10 protein-coding genes are annotated in these 24423 nt (G+C 69.0%); all 10 read left to right on the top strand.

The features are described 5' to 3' along the window. Window positions 1-53 precede the first annotated feature (53 nt). A complete protein-coding gene (locus RAB71_RS07660; RefSeq protein WP_029562151.1) occupies window positions 54-2366 on the top strand; it encodes a S9 family peptidase in 2313 nt (770 codons plus the stop codon). 718 nt (window positions 2367-3084) lie between these two features. After that, window positions 3085-3393: a flagellar basal body protein gene (locus RAB71_RS07665; RefSeq protein WP_010343400.1), complete on the top strand. Its 309-nt coding sequence runs from the start codon at window positions 3085-3087 to the stop codon at window positions 3391-3393. 150 nt (window positions 3394-3543) lie between these two features. After that, entirely contained in the window at window positions 3544-5910 is a 2367-nt protein-coding gene (locus tag RAB71_RS07670; RefSeq protein WP_104609481.1) for a Tat pathway signal protein, read from the top strand. A 332-nt stretch (window positions 5911-6242) separates the two neighbouring features. Next, entirely contained in the window at window positions 6243-9071 is a 2829-nt protein-coding gene (locus RAB71_RS07675) for a TonB-dependent receptor (RefSeq protein WP_010343398.1), read from the top strand. Between the two features lie 5 nt (window positions 9072-9076). After that, complete coding sequence (locus tag RAB71_RS07680; protein ID WP_029562149.1) at window positions 9077-13417, top strand: Ig-like domain-containing protein; 4341 nt, start codon at window positions 9077-9079, stop codon at window positions 13415-13417. Continuing rightward, complete coding sequence (locus tag RAB71_RS07685; protein ID WP_040902078.1) at window positions 13414-15009, top strand: family 43 glycosylhydrolase; 1596 nt, start codon at window positions 13414-13416, stop codon at window positions 15007-15009. The genes RAB71_RS07680 and RAB71_RS07685 overlap by 4 nt, the downstream gene beginning before the upstream one ends. A gap of 427 nt (window positions 15010-15436) precedes the next feature. Further along, window positions 15437-17245 (top strand): Svx/AvrXca family virulence/avirulence protein, encoded by a 1809-nt coding sequence (locus RAB71_RS07690; protein WP_081481984.1) that lies wholly within the window; start codon window positions 15437-15439, stop codon window positions 17243-17245. 327 nt (window positions 17246-17572) lie between these two features. Next, window positions 17573-19987: a glycoside hydrolase family 127 protein gene (locus tag RAB71_RS07695; RefSeq protein WP_029562147.1), complete on the top strand. Its 2415-nt coding sequence runs from the start codon at window positions 17573-17575 to the stop codon at window positions 19985-19987. 494 nt (window positions 19988-20481) lie between these two features. Continuing rightward, window positions 20482-23358 (top strand): TonB-dependent receptor, encoded by a 2877-nt coding sequence (locus RAB71_RS07700; RefSeq protein ID WP_010343393.1) that lies wholly within the window; start codon window positions 20482-20484, stop codon window positions 23356-23358. A 110-nt stretch (window positions 23359-23468) separates the two neighbouring features. Continuing rightward, window positions 23469-24410, top strand: coding sequence for a glycoside hydrolase family 43 protein (locus tag RAB71_RS07705; protein WP_158255544.1), 942 nt, complete (start codon window positions 23469-23471; stop codon window positions 24408-24410). The last annotated feature ends 13 nt before the right edge of the window (window positions 24411-24423 follow it).

Here is a 24423-nt window from a genome sequence, read left to right on the forward strand (position 1 = left end):
CTTAAGCCGCTCCTACGGAAACCAAGCACGTCATGAAATTTTTTGGAAACCGCATGAACAAGTTTTTTGTGTCTCTCGTCATGGCACTGGCCTGCTGCGCCGGCGCCGCCCACGCTGCGCCCAGCGTCGCCGACTACCAGCGCTCGCTGGGCCTGCGCGAGGCCTGGATCGGCCTGACCGAGAACGTGACCTGGCCGGCGCAGTGGCGCGACGACGGCGCGTTCTACTACCGCAAGACCGTGCCGGGCGGCTTCGCCTTCGTGGTCGAGGACGTGGCCAGCCAGCGCAAGCAGCCGGCGTTCGACCAGCAGCGGCTGGCGCGCGCGCTGAGCGCGGCGACCGGCACCGCCTACCCGGCGCTGCGCCTGCCGTTCGTGCGTTTCGCCTACGTCGCCGAGGGTGGCAAGGCGCAGGCGGCGATCGTCTTCGAGCTCGACGAACTGCCGTGGCGCTGCACCCTCACCACCTACGTCTGTGCGCGCGCCGACAGCGGTCCGCAGCCGCGGCCGCGCGGGTTCGGCGTGGTGCGCGATCTCAGCGTGCCGGCCGACGCCACCCCGCGGCGCTCGCCGGACGGGCGCTGGGAGGCCTATGTCGACGGCAACGCGGTGATGCTGCGCGCGGTGGCCGACGGGCGCACGCTGCGCCTGGCCGACGATGGCCGCAGCGACGATTTCTACGATCCGGAAACCATCGCGTGGTCGCCGGATTCGCAGCGGCTGGCGTTGTACCGGGTGAAGCCCGGCTTTCCCCGCCGCGTCACCCGGGTGGAGGCGGCGCCGCCCGGCGGCGGCCAGCCGATCGTGCGCACGCAGCTGTATCCCAAGCCCGGCGATGCGGTGGACATCGAGCGACCGGTGCTGTTCGACCTCGGCGCGCTGGCGCGCGGTGGTGCGCCGAGGCGTGTGGACATCGACGATGCATTGTTCGCCAACCCGTACCAGCTCTCGCCGATCCAGTGGCGACGCGACAGCGCCAGCTTCGTGTTCGACTACGTACAGCGCGGCTTCCAGCGCATGCGCGCGATCGCGGTGGACGCGGCCACGGGCAAGGCGCATGTGGCGGTGGGCGAGGACGCCAAGACCTTCGTGTACGCCGACCGCAGCTACCACCACGATGTCGATGGCCTGGGCCAGGAAATCCTGTGGATCTCCGAGCGCGACGGCTGGCGCCACCTGTACCTGTTCGACGGTGCCAGCGGCCGGATCAAGACGCAGATCACCAAGGGCGAGTGGATCGTGCGCGACGTGCTGCGCGTGGACGATGCACAGCGGCGCATCTGGTTCACCGCCAGCGGCATGGATGCGGGCAAGGATCCGTACTACCGGCAACTGTTCGCGGTGGATTTCGACGGCGGCCACCTGACCCGGCTGACCCAGGCCGATGCCGACCACGACGTGGCCATCGCCGACGACGGACGCCATTACGTGGACGTGTACTCGCGTCCGGACATGGCGCCGGTGATGGAACTGCATGCCATCGACGGGCGCCTGCTGCAGGTGGTGGAACGCGGCGACATCCGCAAGCTGCAGGCCGCCGGCTGGCGCGCGCCGCAGACCTTCGTCGCCAAGGGCCGCGACGGCAAGACCGACATCTGGGGCATGGTGGTGCGCCCGCGCGACTACGACCCGCACAAGAAGTATCCGGTGATCGAGAACATCTACGCCGGCCCGCACGATTCCTTCGTGCCCAAGACCTTCTGGCCGTTCGGCTACCACTCCGGCGGCGACAAGCAGATCGGCATGCAGGCGCAGGCCGACCTGGGCTTCATCGTGGTGATGATCGACGGCATGGGCACGGCCAACCGTTCCAAGGCCTTCCACGACGTGGCCTGGAAGAACCTCGGCGATTCCGGCTTCCCCGACCGCATCGCCTGGCACAAGGCGATGGCCGCGCAGGATCCGTCCTACGATATCGGTCGCGTCGGCATCTACGGCGCGTCGGCCGGCGGACAGAGCACGCTGGGCGCGTTGGAGCGGCATCCGGATTTCTACAAGGTGGGCGTGGCCTATGCGGGGTGCTACGACAACCGCATGGACAAGATCAGCTGGAACGAGCAATGGATGGGCTGGCCGGTGGACGCCAGCTATGCACGCGCCTCCGGCGTGGACAATGCTGCCAAGCTGCGTGGCGACCTGCTGCTGATCGTCGGCGAGCAGGACAGCAACGTCGACCCGGCCTCGACCGGGCAGGTGGTGGACGCGCTGATCAAGGCCAACAAGGACTTCGACCTGCTGGTCGTGCCCGGCGGCGAACACACCGTCGGCCGCTCCACCGGCCCCATCGACTATGTGCAGCGTCGCCAGTACGACTTCTTCGTGCGGCATCTGTTGGGGGAGCCGACGCCGGCGTGGAATCGGTTGTAGGTGGGGCCGGGATTTGAGATTGGGGATTCGTAAAGACGCGGTGGCTCTTGTTCCCGCAGGACTCGGCTTTTCCCTTCTCCCCTCGGGAGAAGGTGCCCCGCAGGGGCGGATGAGGGTGCGGGAGATGCACCAGGTTCTGGAGCATCGCGCGGCTCCGTACCCTCACCCCAACCCCTCTCCCGAGGGGAGAGGGGCTTTGGCTCTTCCCTTCTCCCCTCGGGAGAAGGTGCCCCGTAGGGGCGGATGAGGGTACGGGGAATGCACCAGGTTCTGGGGCATCGCGCGGCTCCGTACCCTCACCCCAACCCCTCTCCCTAGGGGAGAGGGGCTTTGGTTTTTCCCTTCTCCCCTCGGGAGAAGGTGCCCCGTAGGGGCGGATGAGGGTACGGGGGATGCACCAGGTTCTGGGGCATCGCGCGGCTCCGTACCCTCACCCCAACCCCTCTCCCGAGGGGAGAGGGGCTTTGGCTTTTCCCTTCTCCCCTCGGGAGAAGGTGCCCCGCAGGGGCGGATGAGGGTACGGGAGATGCGCCAGGTTCTGGGGCATCGCGCGGCTCCGTACCCTCACCCCAACCCCCTCCCGGGGGGAGAGGGGCTTTCGCTGTCAGCGCAGACGCGCCCGCTCTTACCAATCCCAATCCCGACTCCCCAATCCCACCCTAAAGCCACCGCCAACTCCGCCGATAACCCGGCAAGTCTCCCTGCGCCCCGGCCCGCCATGACCGCCATCGCTCCCAGTTCCTCGATCGCGCTGTCCGGCATGCGCGCGGCGACGTCCGGCTTGCAGGTGCGTGCCAACAACATCGCCAATCTCGCCACCGACGGGTTCCAGCGTTCGGTGCCGGTGAACCAGGCGAGCGCCGGCGGTGGCGTGGTCGGCCAGGTGCAGCAGGCCGACGGGCAGGGCAGCGATCTGGTCGACGACATGGTCGGCACGCTGACCGAACGCACCGCGTTCCAGGCCAACGCGCGCGTGCTGCGTGCGGCCGACGACAGCATCGGCAGTCTGCTCGACGTGCTCGCCTAAGCCGTCGCTGACGCGCCGGGCTCCCGCAACGCAGCATCGGCGCGACCCCGCGGCTGTGCGGTTTTCCGCATCCATCCTCGGCACAGCGCACAAGACGCTGCGGCGCGCGCAGCGCACGATGCGACGATCGCATTGCATCGGGGACGGTAGATGGATCGGAGAGATTTCCTGCGGCAGGGCCTGGCCGTTGGCGCGGTTGCCGGCGTGGAAGCGCTGGCCGGGCGTGCCGCCGCGGCACCCATAGCGGCCAGCGCCGCGCGTGCGCCTGCGCCGCCGCAACTGCAGCCGCTGGCGGCCGACGCGCTGGCCGGGCATACCCTGCAATGCCGTTTCGTCGAGGCCGGCGCGACCTGGGAGGTGTACGAAGACCTGCGCCAGCCCGACGGCGATCTGACCCTGCGCGGGCCGGGTGGGGCGTTGGTGCTGGGCAAGCGCACCGAAGCGGTGTTCCCGGCGGCGCAGGCGCCGTATTTCGGCATGGCCCTGGCCGAGGTGGCGATGGCCGATGCCGACCTGCTCGCCGACCGCCTGCTGCGCGACGGCGATCCGCGCGCCGACGAGGTGCGCGACGTGGCGCCGCCGCCGGCCTCGCAACTGGATCCCAAGGACTACAACGGGCGCCTGCCGTGGACCACCTTCGTCGGTACCCGCGAATGCGCCGACACCATGCCGGTGTACCCGGACGGGCGCACCCGCTGCTACCGCGCGATCCAGGCGTTCCCGGAACTGGGCAAGGACGAACTGGTGCGGCGCCGCAGCGAAGGCCTGCTCGGCGGCTGGATGCCGGCGGTGCGCAAGGTGGTGCCGGCCGGCGAGGGCCGCTACTACGACATCCTGCTGTTCGCCGACGTGCTGGCCGAGGATCGCTTCGTGGTGCAGACCTGGCACCGCAGTGCGCTGGTCGAGCACGGCAAGGTCAGCAAGGTGGTGTACGGCTACAGCTATCCCGACTACCCGCCGCGGCGCGGCCCGCGCAGCGCCGAGGATTTCTACCGCGGCCTGCTCGCCTTCGCCGGCTACTGGCAGGCGCAGCTCGCCGACACCGTGCAGGCGCAGACTCCGGATGCGAGCTGGCGCGACATGGCGCGCTTCGCCTTCGCCCGCGAACTGGTGGTGCGCCCGGGCGGAACCTATCCCAAGTACGGCGCGGTGGACCGCGACTACTACGGCAACGAGTACGATGGTTTCCAGGACACCTTCACCAGTTCGCTGTACGCCAACCTGGAGTGGGGCCGCTTCGCCCAGGCCGCGGCGGTGCTGGACGGGTATTTCAGCGATTTCGTGCAGGCCGATGGCATGGTCAACATGCGCGGCCCGGAGACCGGGCAGTTCGGGCTGACCCTGTCGCTGCTGGCGCGCTACCTGCGCTACACCGGCGATGCCGCGCTGCTGCGCAAGCACCGCGACAAGATCGCCGCCACCGCGCAGGTGCTGGTCGAACTGCACGATGCCAGCCTGCGCCTGCCGGCATCGGCACCGGGGCATGGCCTGCTCCACGGCTGGAACGAATCCGATGCCTGCCTGTTCCCCGATCCGCAGGTGTGGTGGAAGCCGTACTACGCCAACAGCGCGCTGACGGTGCGCGGCTGGCAGGACCTGGCGGCGGTGTGGAGCGACATCGCCGGGCCGGGCGGGCAGGCCGCCGCGGCGCAATGGCAGCGCCGTGCGCAGCAACTCTCTGCGCAGCTGCTGCGCACGCTGCGTGGCAACATCCGCCGCGATCTGCAGCCGCCTTACATCGGCCCGCTGCCGGGGGTGAAGCTGACGTTCCGCCAGTCGCTGCAGCAGGAGCATCCCAGCGAGCAGGGCTGGCCGCACCGCGCCTATGCCGAACTGCTGCAGGCCGACGTGCTGCCCGACGACCTGGCGCACCTGGTCATCGACTGCGTACGCGGCCACGGCGGCACCAGCCTCGGTGTGGTCGGCAACATCACCGCGCCGACCCCGGAGGCGCGCGACCTGCTCGGCTTCATCTCCTACGGCTACGCGCAGCAGTTGCTGCGCCTGGACCGGATCGAGGAATACCTGCTGTTCCTGTACGCGCACCGCTTCCACGTGCATACCCGCGGCAGCTGGACCGCGGGCGAGGTCAGCGGCATCACCGGCGGCATGCCGCTGTTCTGCATCCCGGCGCAGCTGACCATTCCGCTGCTGCTGCGCTGGATGCTGGTGTTCGAGGACAGCACCGGCGAGGAACTGTTCCTGGCGCGGGCGGTGCCGCGCGACTGGCTGGGCAGCGGCGAGACGATCGCGATCGACGCGGCGCCGACGCGCTGGGGCAGGGTGTCGCTGGCGCTGCACGCGGATCCGGCGCGCAAGCGCATCGACGGCAGCGTGACGCTGCCGGCGCAGCGGCCGGCACGCACCTGGCTGACCCTGCGCGTGCCGGCCGGCACTCGCCTGCAGGAAGTGCGGCTGGACGGGCAGCCGGCGGTGCTGTCCGGGCCGCACAACGAGCGCGTACTGGTGCCGGCCGGCAGCGCGGCGACGGTGGCGATTTCGGCCGTCTACGGCTGAGTGGCGAAAAAGTCGGAAACGTCCCGCCGGCCCGCGGGGCAGTGCGGTATTCCGCACGTTTTCCCGATAAATACGACAAGACGCCGCGCGCGTCCTACGCGCACATTGTGACCGTGCAGTGAATGTCCAGGGGGAGATTCGTTGCACGTCACCGGGGACGCAGCGCATGGGTCGTGCGCGTCGCCGTGCAGGCGGCGTCGGGATCGTCCCGTCCGGCGGCGCATGCGTGGACACGTCCGTTTTCGTATCCGCCACACGCGCTGGCGACGGGGCCCCGCCTGGGGAAGGGCGGCGCTCCGACGAACGCCAGGCTGCCGCTCAGGAGATTTCCGATGCCGTCTTTGCTCGAACGCGTTGCGCCGCTGCTCCCGTGTTCCTGGCGCGCCGCGCCGCAGCCCGGTCCGCTGGCCGCGGCCATCTGCACCGCCCTGGCCCTGCTCGCGCCGGCAGCGCAGGCGCAGGAGGCGCAGACCCAGGACACCCAGGCGACCACCCTGGAACGGATCAGCGTCACAGGCAGCCACCTGCGCCGCGTCGATGCGGAGACCGCCAGCCCGGTCATCACCATCGACCGCCAGCGCATCGAGGACAGCGGCCAGGACACCCTCGGCCAGCTGCTGCAGCAACTGCCGGCGATGGCCGGCAACATGCCCAACGTCTCGCTCAATTCCGGCTTCAGCCATGGCCGCGCGCTGGTGTCGCTGCGCAACCTCGGCCCCGAGCGCACCCTGGTGCTGGTCAACGGCCACCGCATGGCCGGGCCGGCCAGCAGTGTCTCGGCCGCGCCCGGCGTGGACGTCAACGCGATTCCGGCGGCGATGGTCGAGCGCATCGAGGTGCTCACCGACGGCGCCTCGTCGGTGTACGGCTCCGACGCCATAGCCGGCGTGGTCAACATCATCCTCAAGGACAAGTACGATGGCTTCGCCGCCACCGCCGACTACGGCCTGAGCACGCACGGCGACGGCAACCGCCGCTCGCTCGGGCTGGAGTGGGGCAAGACCTGGGAGCGCGGCGGGCTGATCCTCGGCGTGAGCCGCAGCTCGATGAACGCGCTGTACGACAGCGATCGCGACTACGCGCGCACCGCGCAGAACTACCTCAACGGCCAGGTGGTCGAGCGCCGCGGCAACGGCACCCGCGCCTTCCTCAGCAACGGCAGCGTGCTGACCCCCAATGCCGACCTGCCGCCGGGCCAGGTCACCGCCAGCGACTTCCACACCTACAGCCAGGCGGTGGAAGGCTACAACTCCTACACCGGGCAGTACCTGATCACCCCGGTGCAGCGCACCAACGCCTCGGCGCACGCCAGTTTCGACTTCACCCCGAACGTGCAGGGCTACCTGGACATGTTCTGGACCCGCAGCGAGACCACCTCGCAGCTCACCGCCTACGGCCTGGAACTGCCCAACGCCGCGCAGAACTACTACAACCCCTTCGGCAGCCAGCTCAGCCGCTACCTGCTGCGCTCGGTGCCGGCCAACACCCGCGTCTACACCTCGACGATGTACCAGACCAACATCGTCGCCGGGTTGCGCGGCAAGTTCGGCGACAGCAGCTGGCAATGGGACGCGGCGGCCGGCTACGCGCACTACAAGGACACCCTGGTGCGCAACGGCTTCTCCATCACCTCGGCACTGAACAACGCGGTCGGCGCCTCGTTCCGCGACACCGACGGCACCATCAAGTGCGGCACGCCCGGCAACGTCATCGCCGGCTGTACCCCGATCAACGTGTTCAACCCGGACGATCCGGCCACCATCGCCGCGATCAAGGCCACCCAGAGCGCGGTCGACCTGATCGACGAGAGCACGATGAAATTCGCCGAGGCCAGCGTCAACGGCGACCTGTTCGCGATGCCGGCCGGTGCGGTGCAGGCGGCGTTCGGCCTGTCGTTCCGCAAGAACGGCTTCTCGCAGGGCACCAGCAACCCGGTGGCGGCGGCCGATGCGGAAGGCAACTGCGACTACAACGACGGTTGCATCATGAACCAGGGCCACGACGAAACCATCAAGGAGGCCTACGCCGAAGTGCTGGTGCCGCTGCTCAAGGGCGTGACCGGCGCGCAGGCGCTGAACCTCAACCTGGGCACGCGCTACTCGCGCTACGACTACTGGGGCAGCACCACCAACAGCAAGGTGGCGCTGGAATGGCGGCCGATCGACAACCTGCTGATCCGCGCCACCGGCTCGCAGGTGTTCCGCGCGCCCGCGCTGGGCGATCTGTACGGCTCGCCGTTCAACGGCGTGGTCGACGACGCCGGGACCTACACCGATCCGTGCAACGGCTACACCGGCGGCGGCAACCCCGCGGCCTGCGCCAACGTGCCGACCAACGGCAGCTTCGTCAACAGCTCGTCCTTCACCGTGCTCACCACCGGCTCGGCCAACGCGGGCTTCGCGATCAAGCCCGAGCAGGGCCGCTCCTACAACATCGGCGCGGTGTACGACCCGGGCTGGGCCGAGGGCCTGTCGTTGAATCTGGACAGCTGGCGCGTCACCCTGGACGACATGATCAACGGCACCGGCCTGGATCAGGTGCTGCAGAACTGCTACGACGGCCAGAGCGCCTATTGCCCGCTGATCAAGCGCGGCCCCACCGGCCAACTGGTCAGCGTCACCGTGCCGTTCGCGATCAACAGCGGCAAGGTCGACATCCGCGGCGACGACGTCGGCATCAAGTACGCCTTGCCGGAGACGGCCTGGGGCCGCTTCCGCGCCGGCGTCGATGCCACCTACCTGTCCAGCTACAAGTTCAGCGGCGATCCGCACAACTACGTGGGCGAACAATCCAGCTACGGCAACATGCCGCGCTGGCGCGCCAACTTCACGCTCGACTGGGACAACGGCCCCTGGCACGCGAGCTGGAACACGCGCCTGATCGGGCGCACCACCGTCGGCAGCGCCTACGAGGACTTCTGCGTCAACACCGCCGCCGACGGCAGTTGCGTGTACTTCCCGGTCGGCGCGGTGACTTATCACGACGCCAGCGTGAGCCGGAAGTTCGAGAGCCTGCATACCACCCTGGCGCTGGGCGTGAACAACCTCGGCAATCGCACGCCGCCGCGCTACTACGGCTATGCCAGCGCGGCCAACACCGATGCGTTCACCTACGACACGCTGGGGCGCTACTTCTGGGCACGGATCAGGACCGAGTTTTGAGTCGCATGCCTGTCCCCGGTGGCGCCGCATCGCGCGTGCGGCGCGGCGCTGCCGTTCTCCTGGGGGGGCTGCTGTGCGTCGCTGCCGCGGTGGCGGCGGCGGCCAACGCTGGCGATCGGTTGGACCGCGATGGCGAAGGCCTGCAGCCCAGCAATGCCGCGATCGGGATGCCGCGCTTCAGCGGCGATGCGCAGCCGCTGCCGGACAGCGGCGTGGCGTTCGCGCCGGGGCAGGCGCAGGGCCAGTTGCAGCGCGTGTTCGCCGCCGACCTGGCGGCGGGTGCCGGCCGCGCGCCCGGCCGTGATTTCTGGATCGACCGCCTGCTGGCGCGGCAGGGCACCGGCGGCGGCTTCGGCGACAGCAACAACTGGCTGTTCACCCGCGGCCGTGCCACCTACCTGTACACGCACAAGCCGGAGGAGCCCGGCTTCGTCGGCGACGTGGCCTACGTGCACAAGACCGGCCACGACGCGCTGTTCCGCCTGCAACTGGAGCGCGACGGCGTGCCGATCGCGCTGGTCGAGGACAGTGCGCAGCGGCGGCAGACGCCGAGCTATTTCAGCAGCGTGTACGCAGGCGGCGGCGTGCGCCTGCAACTGGTCAAGTTCATCAGCGAGCAGAACGTGGCGGTGGCCGAGCTCACCGTGTCCAGCACTGACGGCGCGGCGCATGCGCTGACCGTGCGCGCGGTCTCGCCGATGGCTACGCATCCCGACGGTGCCGAGCTGACTGGCGCCTTCGTCACCCACAACGCCATCACCACGCTGTTCCCGCGGCTCTCCGGCGACGGCTTCGCGGTCGATGGCGCAAGCATCGCGCGGCCGCTGGCGGTGCCGGCGCACGGTGCCGCGCCGACGCTGAAGGTGCAACTGGGGCTGATCGCGCGCGAACTGCCGGCCGCACAGCAGGAATACCGGCGCATCGCCGCGCAGTCGCCGCAGCAGGCCTACCGCGACCACGTCGTCGCCTACAACCGCTGGTGGGCCGACAACCTGCCGTACCTGGACACGCCCGAGGACAATCTCGACAAGACCCTGTTCTACCGCTGGTGGTTGTTGCGCTTCAATTTCCTGGACGCGGCGGTACCCGGCAACGACTACCAGTTCCCGGTGGCGATCGAAGGCGTGCTCGGCTACGACAACGCCATCGTGCTCACCACCGGCATGTTCATCGACGACCTCAAGTACCTGCGCGATCCGCTCTACGCCTACGGCTCCTGGCTCGGCGCCGGCGAGACCGCCGGCGGCGGCAAATACGTGGACAATCCCGGCGCGCCGGAGAACTGGTCCAATTCCTACGCGCAGTACCTCAGCGCTGCCGCCTGGCGCGCCTACCAGGTGCACGGCGGGCCGCCGGCGATCGCCGGGCAACTGGCGCGCTACGCCAGCGACGACGTGGACGCGCTGCTGCGTGCCTACGACCACAATGGCAACGGCCTGATCGAATACGACTGGGCGGCGATGACCGGCAACGACGCCGACGCGGTGTCCTTCGACTGGGCCAAGCGGCATGGCGCGCCGCGCATGGATCGCAGCGAGAGCGCGTACGTGTACGCCAATGCGCTGGCCGCCGCGCAGGCCGCGCAGTTGGCCGGCGATGCCGCCACGGCCACGCGCATGCAGGCGCTGGCGACGAAGATCCGCCGCGCTGTGCTGGACGTGCTGTGGCAGGACCACAGTGCACAGGCCGACGGCATGGGCCTGCACGGCGACCTGCTCAAGCAGCGCCAGGCCGACGGGCCGCGCCTGCCGGTGGACTGGAAGGAAACCAACAATTACTACCCCTTCAGCGTCGGCCTGATGCCCAAGCACGGCGATGCCGACGACGACCCCAAGTACGTGCGCGCGCTGCGCCTGTTCGCCGATGCGCGGCAGTTCCCGCTGTTTCCGTTCTATACCGCCAACCAGACCGATGCGCAGGCGCGCGGCGCCGGCGGCAGCAACAATTTTTCGGTGATCAATTCCACCGTGGCGTTCCGCCTGCTCGGCAGCGTGTTGCGCGACTACCCGAGCCCGTACCTGGATGCGTCCAGCTACCGCAAGCTGCTGTACTGGAACGCGTGGGCGCACTACATCGACGGCGACAACCGCTACCCGGACCAGAACGAATTCTGGGCGCAGGGCAGCGCCGCCGATGGCGGCCACATCGGCTATCGCTCGTGGATCCACCACACCCAGCTCGGCGCCACCAACTTCACCGTGATCGAGGATGCGATGGGCCTGCGCCCGCGCAGCGATGCCCTGATCGAGCTGTATCCCATCGACATCGGCTGGGACCATTTCGCCGCCGACCGCCTGCGCTATCGCGATCGCGACCTGAGCATCGTCTGGGATCGCGACGGCCGCCGCTACGGCGGAGCGGCGCCAAAGGGCTATTCGCTGTACCTGGACGGCCACCTGGCCTTCACCGTCGACCGCCTGGCGCACGTGCTGTACGACCCGGCCAGCGGCCGCGTGCAGGCCTTGCCGGATGTGGTCAATGCCGGTGCCGCGCAGATGCAGGTGCTGGCCGCGCATCGGCTGGCGCTGCAGGCGCCGCAGCAGGTGCGGTTTCCAGGCCAGGCGCGGATCGGTGCGGTACTCGCCGATGCCGGGCTCGACATCGCGCTGCCGCACGGCGCGCGCAATCTGGCGCAGGGTGCGGCGGTCAGCGCGAGCTATGCGGTCGACGGATTTCCGGCCACGGCCGCGGTCGACGGCAGCACCTCCAACGAGCCGTTCTGGGGCACCGCCGGTTCGAGCAGCAGCAGCGATTGGCTGGAACTGGATCTGCAGCGCCCGCAGACCCTGGACGACGTGCGCGTGTACTTCTATCGCAGTTCCTCGCCGCCCGGCGAACAGCATGGTTTCCCGTCGGGCACGCGCGCGGGCTACGCGCCGCCGTGGCTGTACGTGCTGCAGTACTTCGACGCCGGCGTGTGGAAGACCGTGCCGGGTCAGGTGCGCGATGCGCCGATCGCACAGGGCAACCGCAACCGCATCCGTTTCCCGCCGCTGCGCGCGCAGCGCTGGCGCGTGCAGGTCACGCATGCCGGCCCCCTGCGCACCGGCATCAAGGAGATCCAGGCCTATGCCAGCGGCGTCCCGGCGCCGGCGGCGCACGGCAACCAGGCGCCGCAGGTCGAGGTCTGGCAGGAAGACGGCAGCAGTGCCGGCGGCGTGGTGCGCCTGGCCGGGCGGGTCGGCGACGACGCGCTGCCGAACGGCAGGCTTTCCCTGCACTGGCGCATGCTGCAGGCACCGCCCGGTGGCGCGGCGTTGTTCGAGCAGCCGCAGGCGGCTACCACGCAGGTGCGCTTCACCGCGCCCGGCGCCTACACCCTGCAGTTGCAGGCCGCCGATGGCGCGTTGCAAGGGCACGCCGAGGTCAAGGTGATCGCGGCGGCGGCTCCGGCCGGGCAGACCCTGCAGGTGCAGGGCGAGGCCACGCCGAGCGCGCAGTTCACCGCCGGCCATCACCGCCTGCAGGCGCTCAACGATGGGCTGCTGCCGGCGCCGGGCCAGGTGCCGGCCGCCGACCGCCGCTGGGGCAGTTGGGGGCGCGCGCAGCCGGCCTCGGTGTGGGTGCAGTACGAGTGGCCGCAACCGCAACGGCTGAACGCGGCGGCGCTGTATTTCTGGGACGACCAGCCGCAGGGCGGGGTGGCGTTGCCGCGCGCGTGGACGTTGCAATACCGCGACGACACGCAGTGGCGCGACATCGCGGTGCGCGGCGGTTATCCGGTGCAGGGCGATGGCGCGCCGAGCCGGGTGACGTTCGCGCCGGTGGTCACCACGGCCTTGCGCGCGGTGCTGCAGACCGCGGCGCAGGGCGAGGGTCACTACGCGGTCGGGCTGGACGAATGGCAGGTGTTCGCCGAGCGCGCGGTGGCGACCGAAGCGGTGGACGTGCGTATCGCGCCCGGGCAGGCGACGACGCTGCCGGCACGCATTGCCGGCTACTTCGCCGACGGCAGCTGGGCCTGGCTGGGCGTGCGCTGGTCGCAGGTCGATGCGGCGGCGCTGGCCGGCGAGGGCCGCGTGCAGGTGCGGGGCCTGGCCGACGGCGGCGTGCCGGTGACGGCCAGCATCTGGGTCCGCGCGACCGCGCCGGGCCAACTCACCACCGTGCAGGCGCCGCCGCCGCTGCATGTGCCTGCCGGGCAGACGCCGGTGCTGCCGGAACTGGTCTCCGTGCAGTACAACGACGGCTCGCGCGAGCGCGTGCCGGTACGTTGGGCGCCGCTGGCGTCGGCCGCCTATGCCAAACCTGGTCGCCTGAGCGTGGTCGGGCAGGCGCAGGGGCGCGAGGGCAGCGGCGAACTGCCGGTGCGGCTGGAACTGGTGATCGAGGCGGAGGCGCCATGAGTCGCCAGCCGTTGCGCAGAGCCGCTGTGTGTCTGTTGCTGGCATGCGTTGGCTGCATCGGCCTGGTCGCGGCTGCCGCACCGGCAGTGCCGCGGTCGCGGCAGGTGCAGGCGCCGGGCAATCCGATCCTGGCCGACGGCCGCGACTATGCGGCCGATCCGGCGCCGCTGGTCGCCGACGGCAAGCTCTACATCATCGCCGGCCGCGACGAGGCGCCGCCGGAGCTCAACGACTTCGTCATGGACCGCTGGCAACTGCTGGTCACCGACGACGTCGGCAGCGGTCGCTGGACCTATTACCCGGCACTGCTGCGTCCGCAGCAGGTGTTCGCCTGGGCCGCGCCCGGGCATGCCTACGGCGCGCAGATCGTGCAGGGCCCGGACCGGCGTTACTACCTGTATGCGCCGGTGCAGGAAGCGCAGTCGCGCAATGCCGACCCGTTCGCGATCGGCGTGGCGGTGGCCGACAGCCCCGTGGGGCCGTGGCGCGACGCGCATCCGCAGGGACCGATCCTGTCGCAATCGCTGCCGACGCCCAACGCCATCCAGAACATCGACCCGACCGTGCTGGTCGACGACGACGGGCGCGTGTACGTGTACTGGGGCACCTTCGGCAAGCTGTTCGGCATCGAACTGGAACGCGACATGGTGACGCCGAAGGGGCAGCCGGTGGCGGTGACCACGCTGGACGGCTACTTCGAGGCGCCGTGGCTGTTCAAGCGCAACGGTACCTACTACATGGCCTACGCCGGCAACCATGCCGGTCCGGATTCGGACTGCACGCCGACGCTGTACCACGCGTGCCTCGCCTACGGCAGCGCGCCGTCGCCGCTGGGGCCATGGACCTACCGCGGCGTGATTCTGCCGCCGGTGTCCTCGACCACCTCGCACTCGGGCATCGTGCAGTTCAAGGGACAGTGGTACCTGGTCTATCACACCGCCGACGCCAAGGGCGGCGGGCATTTCCGCCGCAGCGTGGCGATCGACCGATTGCAGTGGGACGACACCCGGCAGCCGGCGCGGATCCTGCCGGTGGTGGCCACGCGGCGGCCGCAACCGCCGCTGCCGCCGCAGCGCAACCTCGCCCGCTATGCGCAGGCCAGCGCGTCCAATGGCCCGGACATCCCGCACCAGTACTGGATCGCCGCGCTCAACGACGGCCGGGTCAAGCGCAATCCGTTGCCGCCGCAGCTATGGGGCAGTTGGACGCCGCACAACCCACCGCAGCAATGGCTGCAGTACAGCTGGGCGCAACCGGTGACGCTGCAGGGCAGTCGCATCCTGTTCTGGGCCGATCATCCGCCGGGCGCGGACAGCGGCGTGGCGCCGCCGGCGCGCTGGCGGCTGGAGTACCGTCGCGACGGCCGCTGGTGGCCGCTGGCAGAAAGTGCGCGCGCACCCGTCGCCGGCCGCTGGCAGACGCTGCGCTTCACGCCGGTGACCACGCGCTGCGTGCGCGCGGTGCTGGACGCCGCCGGCGGCGGCGAGCGCTACGCGGCGCTGGCGGTGCAGGAGTGGGAGATGCTGGCGCCGCAGGCGCAGCGCCTGCCGCAGGCCACCGCGGCGGATGCGCAGCGCTGCGACACGCCTTGAGGCGAAGCGGGGATGCCGATTGCGCCAACTTCGCCGACCTTCGCATGCGTTCCAGTGGCGAGCCCGCTGCAGACATCGGCCGCAGTTGCCGGCCGCATCATGTTCCTGTCGTGACGTCAGTTTGATTTTCGCAATGTGTGCGGAATTAGCCCGATTCCGTGGGGATAACCGTAAGGTGGATTGCGTTTCACTGCATTAGTCTGCCCACGGGCTAGCGATATGCGCGTGGCTGACGCCGCTGTTGTCGGCGTTGCGCCGGCCGCGTTCCTCTACCGGCATGCCATCGGGGTGATGGCGGATCATCCATCAAGGCACGCTGTTGCAGCGCATCGCGTGTCGCTCGCCCAACTCATCCACTGTCATCGAACAAGAGGAGTGTGGAGCCGTGAAAATTGCTGCTTCTCGATTCGTGCGTCTGGTGTCCACGGTGTGCCTGTCGGCCGTTTTGGCGCTGGCTGCGCAGTATGCGCATGCGGCGGCTGCGGCCGCATGCACCGCCGGCCAATGGATCGCCAATCCCGACGACACCGACATGCCGGCCGTTCGCTACGAAACCCAGCACTTCGCGTTCCGCTGGAAGGACGGACAAGCGGTTTCGCAGGACGACGTGACGTCCGCAGCCAAGGAGCTGGAGCTGATCTGGGACGACTACATGAGGCGCGTCGGGTTTCCCGAGCCGTATTGCAATACGGCAACGAAGTACAAGGTCAGCGTCTACCTGGACCACAGCTTCGGCCTGAACGGCGGTACCTCCGCCAGCGGCGGCATGGGCATGTGGATCAATCCGGACCAGTTGGGCTATCACTGGGGCCTGGCGCATGAATTGACCCATGGCTTGCAGGGCAGCACCGGCGGCTTGCGCGACTCGCCGTACGTCGGCTGGATCTGGGAATCGCATGCCAACTGGATGGCGCATCAGTATTTCCACGACGACGTGCAGTGCTCGGAGATGTTGGTGAATTACCCGTATCTCTATCTTGGCTCGACCCGCGACCGCTACTGCAACTGGCAGTTCATGGAGTACCTCAAGGATCGTTTCGGTTACGCGATCATCAACGATCTGTGGGCCAAGGCGCCCAAGCCCGGCGATTCGCGCCAGGCCGATGCCGATCCGTTCTCGATCATTCGCGACAACATGGGCTGGAGCCAGTCGCAGCTCAACGACGTGCTCGGCGACTGGGCCATGCACAACGTGCAGTGGGACTACACCGACCCGGACGGCCGCGACCATGGCGCCGTGATGCGCCAGCAATACGGCAGCAATACCGCGTTCGATCCGGAAAACCTGGCCGATGAGACCAATCGCGATCGCGCACTGCGCCTGACCCAGCTGGATCCGGTGCAGGGCCAGACAGGCGTCTACCGAGTGCCGTTCGACTGGGCGCCGCAGCGTTGGGGCTACAACCTGGTCCGGCTGATTCCCGCGCAGGGCGCCGAGGCGGTCGTGGTGCGATTCCATGGCGACGTGCAGCAGGCGTCGGCGGTCGACACCTTGCCTGGGCTGGCGAACGATCCTGATCGCATCGGCGCGCCGGACTCGGATTGGCGCTGGGGCCTGGTCGCGATCGATGCCAACGGCAAGCCGCGCTACAGCGCGCTGCAGCAAGGCGCCGAGGCCGCGCTGTCGTTCCAGCTCCGCAGCGGCGACAGCGACCTGTATCTGGTGGTGATGGGGACGCCGAGCAAGATGCAGAAGATCAAGTGGGATCAGTCCTACTATTCGGTCTACCGCTACCCGTGGAGCGTCACGTTGGAGAACGCGTATCCGTCGGGCCAGCAGCCCGGGGCGCCGACGCCGACGCGCGTGGGCGGCCGTCACCCCAACGGCGGTGGCTGGGTCGCCCAGAACGCGTACGTCGCGTCGACGGCCTATGTCGGCCCGCATGCGCGGGTGCTGGGGGGCAAGGTGCTGGGCGATGCGCGCATCGAGGATCATGCGACGATCCTGGGCGGGCAGGTGCAGGACGGCGCCGTGGTCGGCGGGTTGAGCCTGCTGCAGGACGGGGTGACGGTGAAGGATCGCGCCCAGTTGCATACGGTGTTCAAGCCGGCGGGGGCGTTCGGCGGGTTCACGCTGTCCGGCTCCGCGCAGTTGCGTGGCGACGTCGAGCAGCGCGGCGCGTCGGCCAGCAAGGGCGTGTTCTATGGATACGTCGATGCGGATACGGTGACCAACCCCGACTATGGCGCCGACCTGACCGACGCGGTGCCAGAGGTCACGGCGAAGCCGCAATGATCGACCGGCAATGACTGCCAGGCGGTGTCGTGGCGGATGCACGGTGCATCCGCTGCGACACTGCCGCAGTTTCCCTGCGCCGTTCGCGTTCGCAGGCGCTGCCCGCAGGGCGTGGTCGCCTGCGGCAGGCGATGCGGGTGATTCGGCAGAAATCCGCATCTGCACGCATCAGTGGGGACAAGACGCGCTGTCACCCGGATGACACAGTGACCATGGATCCGCTGGTCGTTGCCCTGCGGCGTCGGCGTCCCGACATCTCACACAGGAGCAGTCCATGCCTCGATGCGTTTCTTTCCCGCATGCCGCCTCGCACGCGGGAGGCCGGCGATGAGCGGGCAGGGCATGCATCGGCATGGCACCGCCTGCGCGCACGCTGCTGCCGACGCGGCTGGGGCCGCGCTGGATCCTTCGCGGCGCCGCTTCCTGCAATGGAGCGCACTGGCGGTGGCCGCCGGGCTGCTGCGCTTCCCGCTGGACGCCGCCGCGTCCACGCCCGGGCGGGTGCAGGCGCTGCCCCTGCAGCAGGTCACGCTGAAACCCTCGCTGTTCCTGGACTCGCTGCAGACCAACCGCCGCTACCTGCTGGAACTGGAGCCGGACCGTCTGCTGCACAACTTCCTGCAGTACGCCGGCCTACCGCCGAAGGGCGCGGTGTACGGCGGCTGGGAGGGCGACACCATCGCCGGCCACACGCTGGGCCACTACCTCAGCGCACTGGCGAAGATGCATGCGCAGACCCGCGACCCGGTGCTGCGCGAACGCATCGACTACATCGTCGCCGAGCTGGCGCGTGCACAGGCGCAGGATCCCGATGGCTACGTCGGCGGTTTCACCCGCAAGAACGACAAGGGCGAGATCGAGGGCGGCAAGGCGGTGCTGGAGGATGTGCGCCGCGGCATCATCAAGGGCAGCAAGTTCAACCTCAACGGCAGCTGGTCGCCGCTGTACACCCAGCACAAGCTGTTCGCCGGCCTGCTCGACGCGCATGCGTTGGCCGGCAGCAAGCAGGCGCTCGAGGTGCTCCTGCCGCTGGCCGCCTACACCGCCGGCGTTTTCGATGCACTCGATCACGCGCAGATGCAGACCCTGCTGGACACCGAGTTCGGCGGGCTCAACGAGTCCTACATCGAACTGGGCGCGCGCACCGGCGATGCGCGCTGGGTCGCCATCGGCAAGCGCCTGCGCCACGAAAAGGTGATCGACCCGGCCGCGGCCGGGCGCGACGAACTGCCGCACATCCACGCCAACACCCAGGTGCCCAAGTTCATCGGCGAGGCGCGCCAGTTCGAGGTCGCCGGCGATGCCGATGCGGCCGCGGCGGCACGGTTCTTCTGGGAGACGGTCACCGCGCACTACAGCTATGTCATCGGCGGCAATGCCGACCGCGAGTATTTCCAGGAGCCGGATACCATCGCCGCGTTCCTGACCGAGCAGACCTGCGAGCATTGCAACAGCTACAACATGCTCAAGCTGACCCGGCACCTGTACCAGTGGACGCCGCAGGCGCGGTACTTCGACTACTACGAGCGCACGCTGCACAACCACACCATGGCCGCGCAGCATCCGGCCACAGGCATGTTCACCTACATGACGCCGATGATCAGCGGCGGCGAGCGCGGTTTCTCCGACAAGTTCGATTCGTTCTGGTGCTGCGTCGGCAGCGGCATGGAAGCGCACGCGCAGTTCGGCGATGCGATCTACTGGCAGGATGCCACCTCGCTGTACGTCAATCTCTACATTCCCTCGCGGCTGGATTGGACCGAGCGCGATCTGGCGCTGGAACTGGACAGCGGCGTGCCCGACAACGGCAAGGTGCGTTTGCAGGTGCTGCGCGCCGGGCAACGCGCGCCGCGGCGCCTGCTGTTGCGGGTGCCGGCCTGGTGCCAGGGCCGCTACGCGCTGCGCGTGAACGGCAGCCCCGCACGGGCAGCGCTGGTTGATGGCTACCTGACGCTGGAGCGCGACTGGCGCGCCGGCGACGTGATCGACCTGGACCTGGCCACGCCGCTGCGGCTGGAACACGCCGCCGGCGACGCGGACACGGTGGTGGTGATGCGCGGGCCGCTGGCGCTGGCCGCCGACCTCGGGCCCGTGAGTACACCCTACGACGCGCCGGACCCGGCGCTGGTGGCCGCGGCCGATCCGCTACGCGGCTTCGCCGAACTGCCGCAGCCCGGCCATTTCCTGGCCAGCAGCACGCAGCCGCCGGGGCTGACCTTCGTGCCGTTCTACGCGCAGTACGAGCGCCGCAGTGCGCTGTATTTCAAGCGCATGGGCCCGACCCAGTGGGCGCAGGAATCCCAGCGGCGGGCGCGCCGCCAGGCCGAGCAGGACAAGCTGCGTGCGATCGCGGTGGACATGATCCAGTTCGGCGACGAAGCCTCCGAGCAGGCCCACCAGTTGCGCAGCGACACCTCCTTCGGCGGCGCCTACCGCCGCCAGCAGTGCCGCGACGTGCGCGGCAAGGGCTTCGTCGAGTTCCGCATGCGCGGCAGCGCGCAGCCGCTGGTGCTGCGGCTGCGCTTCTGGGGCAGCGACAAGGGCCGCTTCAACATCCTGATCAACGGCAAGCTGGCGGTGGAAGTGGCGGTGGAGCGCGGCCAGGTGATCGATTTCGTCGACCGCGACTACCCGTTGCCGCCGGAACTGACGCGCGATGCGCAGCCGCTGACCGTGCGCATCGAGCCGCAGCACGGCGACACCGCCGGCCCGTTGTTCGGCGGCTGGCTGATCCCGGCGTGACCGCAACAGCGGCATCGCCGCGCGCAGCGATGGCAGTGTGTGCCTGCCGTGTCGTGTCTGCGCGACACACAACGCCATGCCTCGCCACGAGCGCCGCATGCAGGCGCGCAGCCACGCACGACCATGCATGATTCCGCATGCGAAACCGCGAATCGCGACAAGACGCGGGCGTGCGCACACGGCACAGTGTGACCGCGTGATGAAAATCTGATCGCATCGTCGTACCGGCCGTGGCGCCGGCGCGCGCCACCGGAGCGCCGCCATCGTCGTCGGACGTCATCGTAGGAGCGGGGAGCCGCGCACGGCCGTGCGCGCAGGAAATCGGCCTCCCCGTTGTGCGCCAGGCCGTCGTGGTCCGGTGCAGGCACGCCACCGCAGGCGCCGCGCAGGCGCCACCGTCCAGCAGGTCCGTCCGTCGGCATGGCGCCGGCATGGCGTCGTTCGGCCTGCGTTTTTTCGCTGTTTCGTCTCGCCACCTTCCAGGAGCCCGCCCCATGTCGTTTCCGCAGCCACGCCCTTCCTTCCGTCATGCCGCGACGCCGCTGGCGCTGGCAGTCGCCACGGCCCTGTCGCTGGGGAGCGCAGGGGCGGCGCAGGCGCAGGAGGCGAGCGCCGACAGCGCCACCCAGACCCTGGACAGCATCGTGGTCACCGGCTCGCGCCTGCGCCGCGTCGATACCGAGACCGCCAACCCGGTGGTGACCATCAGCCGCGCGCAGATCGAAGCCACCGGCAAGGCCACGCTCGGCGACTTGGTGCAGGAACTGCCGTCGATCGCCGGCAACGCCACCAATCCCAACACCAACAACGGCGGCGGCACCGGCGCCTCGGTGATCTCGCTGCGCGGCCTCGGCGAGAAGCGCACCCTGGTCCTGGTCAACGGCACGCGCCTGGCCAGCAACGACGTCAATGCGATCCCGGCGACCATGATCGAGCGGGTGGAAGTGCTCAGCGACGGCGCCTCGGCGGTGTACGGCTCGGACGCGATCGGCGGCGTGGTCAACTTCATCCTGCGCAAGGGCTTCGACGGCGTCGAGGCCAGCGCCGATTTCGGCACCAGTTCGCGCAGCGACGGCAACCGCCGCAACTTCTCGCTCACCGCCGGCAAGACCGGCGAGCGCGGAAGCATCGTCGCCGGTCTGTCCTACCACGACATCGACCCGGTCTCGGCCGGCGCGCGCGCGTATTCCAAGGACGCGCTGTCGCTGATCGACGGCGTCGGGGTGAAGCAGGGCTCCTCGGCCACGCCGACCGGCAGCATCAGCTTCAACGACGGCTCTGCCGCGGCCAAGGCGCTGGCGGCCAGCAACGGCTGTTCGCGGGTCACCTTCAACGGCGGCAGCAGCAGCCCGACCAACGCCAGCCAGTACCACTGCTACGTCGCCTCCACCGATTCCTACAACTACCAGCCGTACAACCTGCTGCAGACCCCGCAGGAACGCACCAACGCCTTCGTGCTCGGCAGCTACCGCTTCAGCGACCACCTGGAAGGCTACGTCAACACCTATTTCAGCAAGACCACCTCGTCCTCGATCATCGCGCCGATCCCGATCTTCGCCAACGGCGACAACTTCCTGGTCTCCTCCGCCAGCTACTACAACCCGTTCGGGGTCAACTTCGGCACCGACCGCAGCACCGGCACCTCGTACAACAACTTCAACACCCGCGCCACCGTGCTGGGCAACCGCCGCTACGAGTACAACACCTACAATTTCCAGATCAATCCGGGCCTGCGCGGCAGCTTTGGCGACAGTTCCTGGCAGTGGGATGCCAGCCTCAACTACGGCAAGGTCAAGCAGAAGTCGATCAACTACGGCTTCCTCGACTACGCCGGCTTCAATGCCGCGGTGGGGCCGTCGTTCCTGGCCGCCGACGGCACGGTCAAGTGCGGCAGCGCCGGCGCGGTGATCGCCGGCTGCACTCCGATCGACGTGTTCAACCTCAACGCCGCCAGCAACAAGGCCGCGCTGGAAGCGCTGGTGGTCAACCCGATCGTCACCAACGTCTATACGGTCAAGCAGTTCGAGGCCAACGCCAACGGCGAACTGTTCGCACTGCCGGCCGGCACCGCGAGCCTGGCCGTGGGTGTCTCCTATCGCAAGGAAAGCACCAGCACCGCCGCCGATCCGCTGTGGACCGGCGACGAGAACGGCATGTGCGGCGTGATCGAGTACTGCGCCTCGGTGCTCGGCGGCAGCTTCAGCGTCAAGGAAGCCTATGCCGAAGCGCTGTTCCCGCTGCTGGCCGGGCTGCCGGGCGTGCATTCGCTCAACCTGACCGTGGGCAGCCGCTTCTCCGACTACGACACCGTCGGCAGCAAGACCAACAGCAAGGTCTCGCTGGAGTATCGCCCGATCGAGAACCTGTTGTTGCGCGGTACCGCCTCGCAGGTGTTTCGTGCGCCCAACATCAGCGAGCTGTATGCCGGCGTGGCCGGCGACGCGCCATCGGTCACCGATCCGTGCAACGGCTATACCGGCGGCCATGCCGCGGCCTGCGCCAACGTGCCCACCGACGGCAGCTACCAGCAGTCGGACAACCAGGTCGGCGCCAAGGCCTCCGGCGCGGCCGTGGCCGGCTACCAGCTCAAGCCGGAGACCGGCATGTCCTACGACTTCGGCGTGGTCTACGACCCGGGTTGGGTCGAGGGCCTGTCGATGAGTGCGGACCTGTGGAAGATCAACCTCAAGGACACCATCACCCAGGTCTCGGCGCAGACGGTGCTCAACCAGTGCTACGCCAACGACGCCAGCGCGTTCTGCGCGCTGATCCACCGCAACGACAACGGCACCATCAACTACATCGCCGAGCCCACCGTGAACCTCGGCAAGCTGTGGGCCAGCGGCGCGGACTTCAGCCTCACCTACCGCCTGCCGGACACCGCCTGGGGCAACTTCAGCGCCGGCCTCAACGGCACCTACGTGATCCGCTACGACATCAACCCCGATACCACCGACGCCAGCACCGTCACCATCCACAACGCCGGCAAGTACACCTATGCCTACGGCAACTTCCCGCGCTGGCGTGCCCTGGGCACACTGAACTGGAACCTGGGCGACTGGAGCGCCTCGTGGCGCATCCGCTACATCGGCCGCACCGAGATCGGCAGCGCCGATACCCGCCAGAGCCTGTCGGCCGATGCCGACCAGCCCGCCGTGGTCCGCGACATCGGCGCCTACGTCTACCACAGCGTGCAGGTGGGCTATCAGGTCAAGCCGTGGAACACCCGTTTCGAAGTGGGCGTGGACAACCTGGCCGACCGGCAGCCGCCGCTGTACTACGCCAACAACGTCACCAACGCCAACACCGACGTGGCCACCTACGATCTGCTCGGCCGCTACTACTGGGCGCGGGCGACGGTGAAGTTCTGAGCGTGCCTTCCGGCAGTCCGACCCAGGACGTTGCAGCGCCCGTCGCAGGCGGGCGTCTGCGCCAGCGCAGCGTGATGTGGGGCTGCGCACTGCTGCTGGCGGCCCCATGCATGGCGGCTGCCGGTGCCGGGCAGATCCGCCCCGGGGCGGTGTGGAACGATCGCCAGGGCGTTGCCATCAACGCCCATGGCGCCGGCGTGCTGCGCGACCGCGACGGCACCTACTACTGGTTCGGCGAATACAAGACGGCCGGCGCGGGCGGCAATACCGCCCAGGTGGGCGTGTCGGTGTATCGGTCGCGCGACCTGTTGCATTGGGACAACCGCGGCATCGCGCTGCAGGTAGCCGATGACCGGCAGTCCGATATCGCCAAGGGGGCCGTGATCGAGCGTCCGAAGGTGCTGTACAACGCAGCCACCGGCCGCTACGTGATGTGGTTCCACCTGGAGCGGCCAGGGCAGGGCTACAAGGATGCACGGGTCGGGGTCGCGATGGCCGAGCGGGTGGACGGGCCGTACCGCTACCTGCGTTCGTTCCGGCCCAATGGCCAGGAGTCGCGCGACATGACCCTGTTCCAGGACGACGACGGCAGCGCTTACCTGTTCTACAGCTCCGAAGGCAACGCGACGATGCATGTCACCCGCTTGCGTTCGGATTACCTGGATACCGAACCGACTTTCGCGCGCATTTTCGTCGAGCGCTGGCTGGAGGCGCCGGCGGTGTTCAAGCAGGCGGGGCGCTACTACTTCCTTGGTTCCGAATGCACCGGCTGGAAGCCCAATACCGCGCATGGCGCCACCGCGCCGTCACCGACCGGGCCGTGGACCGAGTTCGGCAATCCGGCCCGTGGCGAGGACGCTGCGCTGACCTTCCACAGCCAGAGCGCCTATGTGCTGCCATGGCCGGGAAGGCCAGGGCATTTCATCTATCTCGGCGACCGCTGGAATCCCGGCAATCCCATCGATGGGCGCTATGTCTGGTTGCCGTTGACGCTGGATGGCCAGGGCTTCCGGATCGATTGGCGCGATGCCTGGTCGCCTGCGCGGCACTGAATGCAAGCGATGT

Source organism: Xanthomonas sacchari, from assembly GCF_040529065.1.
In the GTDB taxonomy this organism is placed as follows: Bacteria; Pseudomonadota; Gammaproteobacteria; order Xanthomonadales; family Xanthomonadaceae; genus Xanthomonas_A; species Xanthomonas_A sacchari.

Bases quoted from the DNA above. Each gene is read 5' to 3' on its own strand.
- RAB71_RS07700 (WP_010343393.1), top strand. From the start codon at position 20,482: ATGTCGTTTCCGCAGCCACGCCCTTCCTTCCGTCATGCCGCGACGCCG.
- RAB71_RS07680 (WP_029562149.1), top strand. From the start codon at position 9,077: ATGCCTGTCCCCGGTGGCGCCGCATCGCGCGTGCGGCGCGGCGCTGCC.
- RAB71_RS07705 (WP_158255544.1), top strand. From the start codon at position 23,469: ATGGCGGCTGCCGGTGCCGGGCAGATCCGCCCCGGGGCGGTGTGGAAC.
- RAB71_RS07665 (WP_010343400.1), top strand. From the start codon at position 3,085: ATGACCGCCATCGCTCCCAGTTCCTCGATCGCGCTGTCCGGCATGCGC.
- RAB71_RS07695 (WP_029562147.1), top strand. From the start codon at position 17,573: ATGAGCGGGCAGGGCATGCATCGGCATGGCACCGCCTGCGCGCACGCT.
- RAB71_RS07670 (WP_104609481.1), top strand. From the start codon at position 3,544: ATGGATCGGAGAGATTTCCTGCGGCAGGGCCTGGCCGTTGGCGCGGTT.
- RAB71_RS07675 (WP_010343398.1), top strand. From the start codon at position 6,243: ATGCCGTCTTTGCTCGAACGCGTTGCGCCGCTGCTCCCGTGTTCCTGG.
- RAB71_RS07660 (WP_029562151.1), top strand. From the start codon at position 54: ATGAACAAGTTTTTTGTGTCTCTCGTCATGGCACTGGCCTGCTGCGCC.
- RAB71_RS07685 (WP_040902078.1), top strand. From the start codon at position 13,414: ATGAGTCGCCAGCCGTTGCGCAGAGCCGCTGTGTGTCTGTTGCTGGCA.